Source organism: Craurococcus roseus (assembly GCF_039523795.1).
In the GTDB taxonomy this organism is placed as follows: domain Bacteria; phylum Pseudomonadota; class Alphaproteobacteria; order Acetobacterales; family Acetobacteraceae; genus Craurococcus; species Craurococcus roseus.
In genome coordinates this window covers 51,005-59,877 of sequence record NZ_BAAAFZ010000011.1, presented here as the reverse complement: position 1 = coordinate 59,877, position 8,873 = coordinate 51,005, and the positions used below count along the sequence as shown (strand labels likewise).

The 8,873-nt window shown below is 74.5% G+C and carries 10 protein-coding genes; all 10 read right to left on the bottom strand.

Features of this window, described 5'->3' with window-relative positions; translation table 11 throughout:
• The coding region (locus ABD067_RS06335; RefSeq protein ID WP_343894351.1) for a hypothetical protein at positions 1–452 on the bottom strand (452 nt) is incomplete at its 3' end.
• Positions 449–1,408: an NAD-dependent epimerase/dehydratase family protein gene (locus tag ABD067_RS06330; RefSeq protein WP_343894350.1), complete on the bottom strand. Its 960-nt coding sequence runs from the start codon at positions 1,406–1,408 to the stop codon at positions 449–451. The genes ABD067_RS06335 and ABD067_RS06330, both read right to left, overlap by 4 nt.
• Positions 1,405–2,418, bottom strand: a complete 1,014-nt coding sequence (gmd, locus tag ABD067_RS06325; protein WP_343894349.1) for a GDP-mannose 4,6-dehydratase — start codon at positions 2,416–2,418, stop codon at positions 1,405–1,407. The genes ABD067_RS06330 and gmd overlap by 4 nt, the downstream gene beginning before the upstream one ends.
• An 18-nt stretch (positions 2,419–2,436) precedes the next feature.
• Positions 2,437–3,672, bottom strand: a complete 1,236-nt coding sequence (locus ABD067_RS06320) for a class I SAM-dependent methyltransferase (RefSeq protein ID WP_343894348.1) — start codon at positions 3,670–3,672, stop codon at positions 2,437–2,439.
• Positions 3,673–3,714: 42 nt separating this feature from the next.
• Positions 3,715–4,974 (bottom strand): glycosyltransferase, encoded by a 1,260-nt coding sequence (locus ABD067_RS06315; protein WP_343894347.1) that lies wholly within the window; start codon positions 4,972–4,974, stop codon positions 3,715–3,717.
• A complete protein-coding gene (locus ABD067_RS06310) occupies positions 4,971–5,480 on the bottom strand; it encodes a D-glycero-alpha-D-manno-heptose-1,7-bisphosphate 7-phosphatase (protein WP_343894346.1) in 510 nt (169 codons plus the stop codon). The genes ABD067_RS06315 and ABD067_RS06310 overlap by 4 nt, the downstream gene beginning before the upstream one ends.
• The gene (locus tag ABD067_RS06305) at positions 5,477–6,055 is read right to left on the bottom strand and encodes a D-sedoheptulose-7-phosphate isomerase (RefSeq protein WP_343894345.1); all 579 of its coding nucleotides are present in this window, start codon (positions 6,053–6,055) and stop codon (positions 5,477–5,479) included. Before ABD067_RS06305 ends, ABD067_RS06310 begins: the two co-directional genes overlap by 4 nt.
• Positions 6,056–6,212: 157 nt before the next feature.
• Positions 6,213–7,340 (bottom strand): glycosyltransferase family 4 protein, encoded by a 1,128-nt coding sequence (locus tag ABD067_RS06300; protein WP_343894344.1) that lies wholly within the window; start codon positions 7,338–7,340, stop codon positions 6,213–6,215.
• Positions 7,341–7,391: 51 nt separating this feature from the next.
• Positions 7,392–7,571 (bottom strand): cbb3-type cytochrome oxidase assembly protein CcoS, encoded by a 180-nt coding sequence (gene ccoS / locus ABD067_RS06295; RefSeq protein ID WP_343894343.1) that lies wholly within the window; start codon positions 7,569–7,571, stop codon positions 7,392–7,394.
• A gap of 100 nt (positions 7,572–7,671) precedes the next feature.
• Positions 7,672–8,873: ABC transporter substrate-binding protein (locus ABD067_RS06290; protein WP_343894342.1), on the bottom strand; the 1,202-nt coding region annotated here is incomplete at its 5' end.

Below are 8,873 nucleotides of genomic sequence, written 5' to 3'. Positions count from 1 at the left end.
GGGCCCGCCGCGGGCCGTTCCAGCGCCCGGTCGGCCAAGCGCACGGAGCGCAACAAGGCCGGCAGCGCCACGCCCGCGACGCGCGGCCGCTTGGCGCGGCGGCCGTCCCGGGACAGGGCGAGGCGGCCGATGATCTCCAGCCGCGTCTTGCCGCCTTTCAGTTCGCGGAGGCGCCGGTCGAACTCCGGGTCGTGCGGCGGCCGGCCGAGGATCGCCACGAAGGCCGACACCACGAAGTCCTCGTCGCCGGCGGCGCGCAGGTCGGCGAAGCGCACCCCGTCGGGGTCCACGCGCACCGGCGGCGGGCGGCGGTGCGCCGCGGCGATGGCGGGCGGCGCGAAGGGGCTGACCGGAAGCCCGGCGCGGCGCGCCGCGCAGCGTTCGAGGATGGCGCCGCGCGGGACGCCGGTGACGGCTTCCACGGGATCGCCGCCGGCCGCCCCCGCCGTCACGCCCGGACCTCGGCGCGCCAGAACTCGAGGATCTCGGCCAAGGTCGCGTCCCAGTCGCGGCGCGGCGCCCAGCCGAGCGCCGCCCGCGCGGCGTCGGCGCGGCAAGGGGTGGCCGCGAGGTCGGTCGGGCGCAGCGCTGTTTGCTCCTGCTCCACCTCCGCCCGCACCCCGGCGATGCGCAGCAGGTCGGCGAGGACGCCCCCGAGCGGGCGCAGCCGGCCGGAGGCGATGTTGAGCACGGCCCCCGCGGGCAGCGAGTCGGCGCGGGCCAACGCCGAGACGTAGGCGTCGCACACGTCGCGCACGTCGAGGAAATCGCGCTGGCGGTCGAGCGCGCCCGTGCGCACCGCGGGCGGCTGCGCCCCGGCCTCGATGCGGGCGATCTGGCGCGCGAAGGAGGCGACGGCGAAGCGCGGCGACTGGCCCGGTCCCACGTGGTTCAACGGCCGGAGGCGCAGCACGCGCAGGCCGCGCAACGCCATCTCGCCGAGCGCGATGTCGGCGGCGGCCTTTGCGGCGGCGTAGGGGTTGGCCGGACGCAGCGGCGCCCCCTCGTCGAGCGGCGCGCCGCCGTTGAAGGACAGGCCGTACACCTCCCCGCTCGAGGCGTGCAGCAACCGGCATTCCGGCGCGTGCCGCACCAGCGCCGCGGCGAGGGCGCGCGTGCCGTCCACGTTGGCCCGCCACGCGGCGTCCGGGTCGGCGAAGCTTTCCGCCACCGCGGACGCGGCGGCCAGGTGGACGCAGGCGTCGGGCCGCACCTCCGCCGCCAGCCGGGCCACGCCCCCGGCGTCCATGAGGTCGAACGCGCGCACGGTCGCCCCGCCGGTCTCGCCGGCCCGCGCCGCCGGCACCAGCTCGGCCGCCGGGAAGGCCGAGCGCAGCGCCGTCAGCAGATGGCGGCCGACGAAGCCCGTCGCCCCGGTGACGAGCACGCGGGACGGGGCGAAGCTCAAGAGGCCGCGGCCTCCCGCCCGGACGCGAGCAGCGCGCGGTCGCGGTGGCGGCGGAGGTCGGCCTCCACCATCTCGGCGATCATCCCCTCCAACGTGGTCTCCGGCACCCAGCCGAGCTTCGCGCGGGCCTTGGACGGGTCGCCGAGCAAGCGGTCCACCTCGGCCGGGCGGAACAGCGCGGGGTCCACCACCACATGGCGCTCGTAATCCAGGCCGACATGGGCGAAGGCGATGCGGCACATCTCCCGGACCGTGGTGGTGCGGCCGGTCGCCACCACGTAGTCGTCCGGCGCGTCCTGCTGGAGCATCAGCCACATGGCGCGCACGTAGTCGCGCGCGTGGCCCCAGTCGCGCTCGGCGTCCATGTTGCCCATGCGCAGCTCCTTGGCCAGGCCGAGCTTGATCCGCGCCGCGCCGTCCGTGACCTTGCGGGTGACGAACTCGATGCCGCGCAAGGGGCTCTCGTGGTTGAACAGGATGCCGCTGGAGGCGTGCATCCCGAAGCTCTCGCGGTAGTTCACTGTGATCCAGTGGCCGTAGAGCTTGGCGACGGCGTAGGGGCTGCGCGGGTAGAAGGGCGTTTTCTCGCCCTGCTCCGCTTCCTGGATGAGGCCGTACATCTCGGAGGAGCTGGCTTGGTAGAAGCGGGCCTGCGGCGCCATCCGCCGCACCGCCTCCAGCATGTTCAGCACGCCGAAGGCCGTGACCTGCGCCGTCACCTGCGGCTGGTCCCAGGACGTCTTCACGAAGCTCTGGGCGCCGAGGTTGTAAACCTCGTCCGGCTTCACCTTGGCGACCGCGTCGAGGAGGCTCGGCATGTCGGTCAGGTTGCCGTCCACCATCCGCACCCGGTCGGCCACGCCGAGCCAGCGGAGCCGTTCCGCGATCACGTCGGAGGAGGCGGAGCGGCGGAGCAGGCCGTAGACCTCGTAGCCCTTTTCCAGCAGGAGCTGGGACAAGTAGGCGCCGTCCTGGCCGGTGACGCCGGTGATGAGCGCGCGCTTGGTCATGGTTGGGTGCGTCCCGCCTCAGACGATCTCGATTTCGGGGAAGGGGAAGATCATGCGCCCGCCGCGCGCGAGGAACTCCGCTTCGCGCCGCACGATGCCGTCGCGGAAGTGCCAGGGCAGCACGAGGAAGTAGTCCGGCCGCATCGCCCGCGCCTCCGCCTCGGCCACGATCGGGATGCCGGTGCCGGGCGTGAAGGCGCCGAACTTGTCCTCGTTCACCTCGGCGATGCAGGGCAGCAGGTCGGGGCCGATGCCGCAGAACTGCAGCACCACGTTGCCCTTGGTGGAGGCGCCGTAGCCGAGCACGGTCTTGCCGTCGGCCTTGAGCGCTTCGAGCAGGCGGCGGAGGTCGGCGCGGTGGCGGAACACGCGCTCCTCGAAGTCGCGGTAGGGGCGGGGCGTGGAGAGGCCCATGCGCTCCTCCCGCTCCAGCAGCCAGGCCAGCACCCCTTCCGAGCCGCGGCGGGGATCGTCGTGGCGCACCGACGTCACCGCGAAGGAGCCGCCGTTGACGCCGTTCATCTTCACGTCCACCGCCCGCATCCCGGCCTGCTCCAGGATGCGGGCGACGACGCCGAGGGAGTAGTACTCCAGGTGCTCGTGGCAGACCGTGTCGTAGGAGGTGAGGCGCAGCATCGAGGGCATGTAGCTCTGCTCGAAGTGCCACACGCCGCCCGGCGCCAGCACGCCCTCCACTTCGCGGGCGAAGGCGACCGGATCCTCCAGGTCGTAGAACATGGCTATGGAGGTGACGATGGAGGCGGGCGCGGCCCCTGCCGCGCGGTAGGCTGCGGCTGAGAAGAAGTCCGGCACCAGCTTCACGTCGTCCGGGTAGTACTGCCGGAACTTGGCCCCGGTCGGGTCCATGCCGACGCGCTTCAGCGAAGGCGTCGCGTAGGCCTTGAGCGAGGTGGCGTCGTTGGAGCCGATGTCGAGCACGGTGGCGCCCGGCTTGAGGTCCGCCAGCCGCTCCAGCTCCCGCACCTTCTGCGTTAGGTGCTCGACCATGGAACGGTTGAGGCCGGAGCGGTAGCCGTAGTTCTCGCCGTACATCTCGCCCAGGTCGAAGGAGTGGGCGAGCTGCAACAACCCGCTTTCCGGGCACCACACGAGGCGGAGCGGACCGACGGTGACGGGGGCCTCCCGGCGCCGCGGGAACACGCCTGTCAGCGCCTGCTCGCCGAGGTCGAGCACCGGAATCAGGTTGCGGCTGCCGCTCACTCGGCAGCGCTCGATGGCGACGCAGCTCGGCACAAGGCTCTCCCGTCCCGGCCTCCCCGGCCGGGAAGGGGCCGGTTAAACGGAAATGTCCGCGCCTTGCAACCCGAGCGGGCCTTGCGCCCCGGGATCGGAAAGGCCGAGCAGCGCCGCCCTCGCGCGCGCCGCGACGGCGGCGGGGGAGAGCGCCTCGGCCGCTTCGCGCGCAGCGGCGCCGAGGGCGGCGCGGCGCTCGGGGCCGGCGTTGGCGAGCGCGGCGAGCGCGGCGGCGGCATCCGGCACACGGACCTCGGCCCACACCGCGCCCGGCAGGTCGTAGGTGCGCTGGGGGTCGCGGGCCGGGACGAGGTCGAAGGGCAGCGCGACGGCGCCTTCTCCCGCCATGAAGTCCATGTTGCCGGACCAGCCGGTGGCCAGCACCGGCCGGGCGGCGCGCATCGCTTCGGCCATGCCGAAGCCGAAGCCTTCCGAGCGGTGCGTCGAAAGGAAGCAGTCGGCCGCGAGCACCAGCGCCCAAAGGTCGCGGCGGTCCAGCGCGCGGTCGAGGACGAGCACGTTGGGCGCTCCGGCGGCGGCCTCCGCCACCTCCCGCCAAGCCGGCCCCGCCGCGTCGGTCTTGTGCGTCTTCAGCACCAGCGCGCGGTCGGGCCGGTCGCCGAAGGCGGCGCGGTGGGCGGCGATCGCCGCGAGCGGATTCTTGCGCGCGATGGAAGAGGACGCGTCGAATACCGAAAGGGCGACGAAGGCGTCCTCCGGCAGCCCGAAATCGGCGCGGCGCAGCGGCGACGGGTCGGGCTCCGGCACCATGTAGGGCACCACGCGGACGGGCGGGGCGCCGGGCTCGGCCTCCACGGCGCCGGCGGTGAAGCGGCTCGACACCCAAATCTCGTGCGTGAAACGGAAGCCGCGGCGCCAATCGGGCGCGAGCTTCGGCAGCTCCCAGTTCCACACCGCTATGACGCGCTTGCCGGAAACGGCGCCGCGGCCGAGCACGCGCATGGCCCAGGGCAGCATCGGGCCGTTGACGTGGACCATCAACGTCCCGGGGCCGGGCGCCACGCGCGGCGGCGGGGCGGGCGGGCCTTGGCGGAGCGGGCCGGTGAGGTCGGCCTCGGCCACCGCGAACCCGGCGAGCCGGAGCGCGGCCGCCAAGCGCCGGGCGGCGGCGCCGAGGCCGGTGGGCGCGCCGAAATAGCCGGCGACGGTGACGGGGCCGGCGGCATCGGGCCGCGGCGGCTCCGGGTCCGGGCGCGGGGCGAGCGCGGCCATGGCGCCGAACAGGGCCTCGCGCCGCATGTCGCGCGGCAGCAGGCGCCAGACGCGGCCGAGCGCGCTCACCGGAGGATGCCGCCGAGGAAGGCGTCTAGGCTCCCGCCGGGGAAGAGGTGCCCGGGCAGGCCGGCCGCGGCGGCGGCGGCGAGGTCGCTCGGCTTGTCGCCGACGAGGAAGGAGCCGGCGCGCTCCACCGGCCAGGCGCGCAGCAGGTCCTCGATCATGCCGGGCGCGGGTTTGCGGCGGCGGCAGTTTCGCCGGTAGGCGGGCAGCGGCGCGTCCGGGTGGTGCGGGCAGTGCTCGAAGGCGTCTACCCGCGCCCCCGCTCCGGCCAGCCGCTCCGACATCCAGCGGTGCAACGCCCCAACCTGCTCGTCCGGGTACAGGCCGCGGGCGACGCCGGATTGGTTGGTGACGACGAAGACGAGGAAGCCCGCGCGGTTCAGGCGCGCGACCGCCTCCGGCGCGCCGGCGATCCAGCGCACCTCCGCCGGGTCGTGCGGGTAGCCGGTGTCCTCGATCAGCACGCCGTCGCGGTCGAGGAAAACCGCCGGGCGCGGGCCTCCGGTCACGCCGCGCCGTCGGCGACCGCCGCCTCCACGCCGGCGCAGAAGCAGTGGTACAAGCAGAGGTGGACCTGCTGGACCGCCGGCGTGGAGGCGGAGGGCACGGCGAAGAGGTGGTCGCAGAGCGGCGCCATGCGGCCGCCGCCCTCTCCCGTGAGGCCGATGGTGGCCATGCCGCGCGCCCGCGCCGTTTCCAGCGCCTTCACCACGTTGGGCGAGTTGCCGGAGGTGGACAGGGCGAGCAGCACGCCGCCCGGCTCCGCGTGCGCTTCCACCTGCCGGGCGAACACGGTGTCGAAGCCGTGGTCGTTGCTCCAGGCGGTGAGCACCGCGGGGTCGCCGCTCAGGCAGATCGCGCGCAACGCCCGCCGTTCGCGCAGGAACCGGCCCACCAGCTCCGCCACGATGTGCTGCGCGTCCGCGGCCGAGCCGCCGTTGCCGCAGACGAGCAACGGCCGGCCGGCGGCCAGCGCCCCGGCGGTAGCGGAAACGGCGCGGTCCATGGCCGGGCCGAAGCCGGCGCGGCGGGTGGCGGCGAGCAGGGCCTCGGCCTCGGACAGCCAAGCGTCGAGAGGGGGCATGACGGAGGCTTGTTAGATCAAGGCCGATTGAACTGCCAGCCGCACACATCAGTGCCGACCCGACCGCGATTCGTCGGCGACCGCGCAACGGGCGGCGGCCAAGAGGGCTTCGGCCTCGGTGGGCCAAGCCGGAAGGTCCGGGTGCGTGGAGCGCCCGTTAACCGAGCCCCGATCGACGCCGTTGGCCGCCGATGCCCGCGCCGCGCAGGGCGTCCAGCAGCGCGGCGGCCTGCGCGTCCCAATCGGCCAGCGCGCGGCCGGTGCGGCGCGCGCCGGCGGCGAGGCGGTCGCGTTCGGCGGGGTCGCACAGGCGGGCCATCGCGTCCGCCAGCGCCCCCGGCTCCGCCGCCGCGGCCAGGGCGCCGTCCACGCCGTCCGTCACCTGCTCGGCCAAGCCGCCCACGGGCGTCGCCACCACCGGCACGCCGAGGGCGTGGGCGAGGGACACGACGCCGCTCTGGCTCGCTTCGCGGTAGGGCAGCACCAGGGCGCCGGCGCCGGCCAGGAGCGGCGGGATGTCGGGCTCGGCCACCCAGCGCGGTTCCACCCGCACGCCGTCCAAGGAGGAGAGGCCGGGGGCGGCGGCCTCGATGTCGCCCTCGCCCACCACCCGGAGCCGCGCTTCCGGGCGGCGCTCGTGGATGAGGCGGAAGGCGTCGCGCAGCAGGTCGAGGCCCTTGTAGGCGCGGACCCGACCGAAGAAAAGGAAGTCGCCCGCCGTGCCGGTCGGCGCCGCCGCGCGCAGGCTGGACGCGGGCAGGTGGGCGCCGAGCGGCAGCCGCGCCACAGGCAGGCGCGGGCGCCGGGCGCGGAGGGCGGCTTCCACCGCGCCGGAAAGGGCGATCGCCGCGCTGGCGGCGTCCAACTCGCGGTCGAGCCGCCAATCCCACCACAGCCCGGGGTCGCCCGGGTGCCGCGCGGCGTCGTGGACCAGCGGCACGAAGGGGATGTCGGCTCGGCGCAGGGCGGGCGCCGCCAACGCCGTCCACAGGTGGCTCATCACCGAAACCACCGCGTCGGCGCGGTGGGCGCGCGCCTGCGCCACCAGCCGGCGCGCGAGGAAGGGCGCGCGCGGCAGGTTGAGGACGAAGCCCGCGGCGCTGTTGTAGGTGTCCACGGCGTCGGTCGGCAGGCCGAGGGCCGTCGTCTCGGCCAGCAGGTCGGCTTGCCGCGAAAGCGAAAGGGCGGGCGCCGCGTCGGGACGACGCGCCAAGGCTTCGGCCAAGGCGAGGGTGAGCTGCCCCCCGGCGCCGCGGCGCCCCCAGTACCAGAGCAGCAGTCGCATCTGCGGCGAAGGTCCTCCGGGCGCCCGGCGGCCGAGTCCGCGGGAGGGCCTTCAGCCCCGGTCCGGCGGGCGGCGGGCGCCGCGGCGCGGGGCGTCGTCGTCGCGCAGGATGCGGTGGGCGGCCGCGTCCAGGTCGTCGAACTGCCCCGACCGCGCGCTCCACACGAACAGGGCGAGCGCGGCGCCTCCCAAGGCGAGCGTCAGCGGGATGAGCCAGAGAAGCGCCAGCATCGGTGGTCCCCTGGCCGAGCCGCCATCCACCGGAGAGGGGGCCGGCCGAAACGAATGGGCCGGCATGGTGCCCGAGCGGCGCCCCGCCCTCAAGCGCCCGTCAGGACCGCACCATCGGGCAGCCCCCTTCGCCGAGCGGCCGGAAGGCCTCCTCGCCCGGGGTGGTCTGGAGCAGCTTGTAGTAATCGAACTGCCCGCGGCTCTCCTCCGGCTTCTTCACCTCGAACAGGTAGGCGGGATGGAGCTTGCGGCCGTCCTCGCGGATGCGGCCGGGTCCGAAGCAGTCGTCGTCGCAGGGCATGGCCTTCATCCGCGCCACCGCATCGGCGCCGCTGGCCTTGGCGGCGCGGACGCCCATGTCGGCCACCGCCTTCAGGTAATGCACGACGGAGGCGTAGCCGCCCGCGTGGTTCATGCACAGCGCGTTCTGCGCGCCGATGTGCGGGCGGACCCGGGCCGAGAAGGCGCGGGTGCGGTCGTTCAGGTCCCAGTAGAAAGTCTCGGTGCAGATCAGCCCCTGCGTGGTGGCGAGGCCGAGCGCGTGCACGTCCGGCAGGAACATCAGCAGCGAGGCGAGTTGGACGCCGCGCCGGCTCAACCCGAACTCGGCCGCCTGCTTGATGCAGTTGATGGTGTCGGAGCCCGCGTTGGCGAGGCCGATCACCTTCGGCTTGGCCGCCATCGCCTGCACCAGGAAGGAGGAGAAGTCCGAGGTGCCCGGGAAGGGCGTGCGGACGCTCCCCAGCACCCGGCCGCCGGCGTTGCGCACGAAGGTGCCGGTGTCGCGCTCCAGCGCGTGGCCGAAGGCGTAGTCGGCGGTGATGAAGAACCAGGAATCGCCCCCGGCGCGCACCGTGGCGCCGCCGGTGGACTTGGCCAGCATCCAGGTGTCGTAGGTCCAGTGCACCGTGTTGGGCGAGCACTTCGACCCGGTCAGGTCCGAGGTGGCCGAGGAGGAGTTCAGGAAGACCTTGTTCTTCTCGCGCACGACATCGTTCACCGCGAGCGCGACGGAGGAAGCGCCGCCGTCCACCACCGCGTCCACGCCGTCGCGGTCGAACCACTGGCGGGTGACGTTGGAGCCGACGTCCGGCTTGTTCTGGTTGTCGGCGAACACGACCTCGACGTTGAAGCCCCGGTTGCCGAACTCGGCCGCGGCCTGGCGCACGCAGGCGAGCTCGGTCGGCCCGGTGACGTCGCGGTAGGTGCCCGAGAAGTCGCAGAGCAGCGCGATGCGGATGGTGTTCGCCGCCTGCGCGCGGGCGCTGCGCCAGGGCAGCCCGCCGGCGGCCGCCGCCGGCG

Excerpts from the sequence above, each read along its gene's own strand:
- ABD067_RS06305 (WP_343894345.1), bottom strand. The coding sequence starts at position 6,055 with ATGCCCCCTCTCGACGCTTGGCTGTCCGAGGCCGAGGCCCTGCTCGCC.
- ABD067_RS06300 (WP_343894344.1), bottom strand. The coding sequence starts at position 7,340 with ATGCGACTGCTGCTCTGGTACTGGGGGCGCCGCGGCGCCGGGGGGCAG.
- ccoS (WP_343894343.1), bottom strand. The coding sequence starts at position 7,571 with ATGCTGGCGCTTCTCTGGCTCATCCCGCTGACGCTCGCCTTGGGAGGC.
- gmd (WP_343894349.1), bottom strand. The coding sequence starts at position 2,418 with ATGACCAAGCGCGCGCTCATCACCGGCGTCACCGGCCAGGACGGCGCC.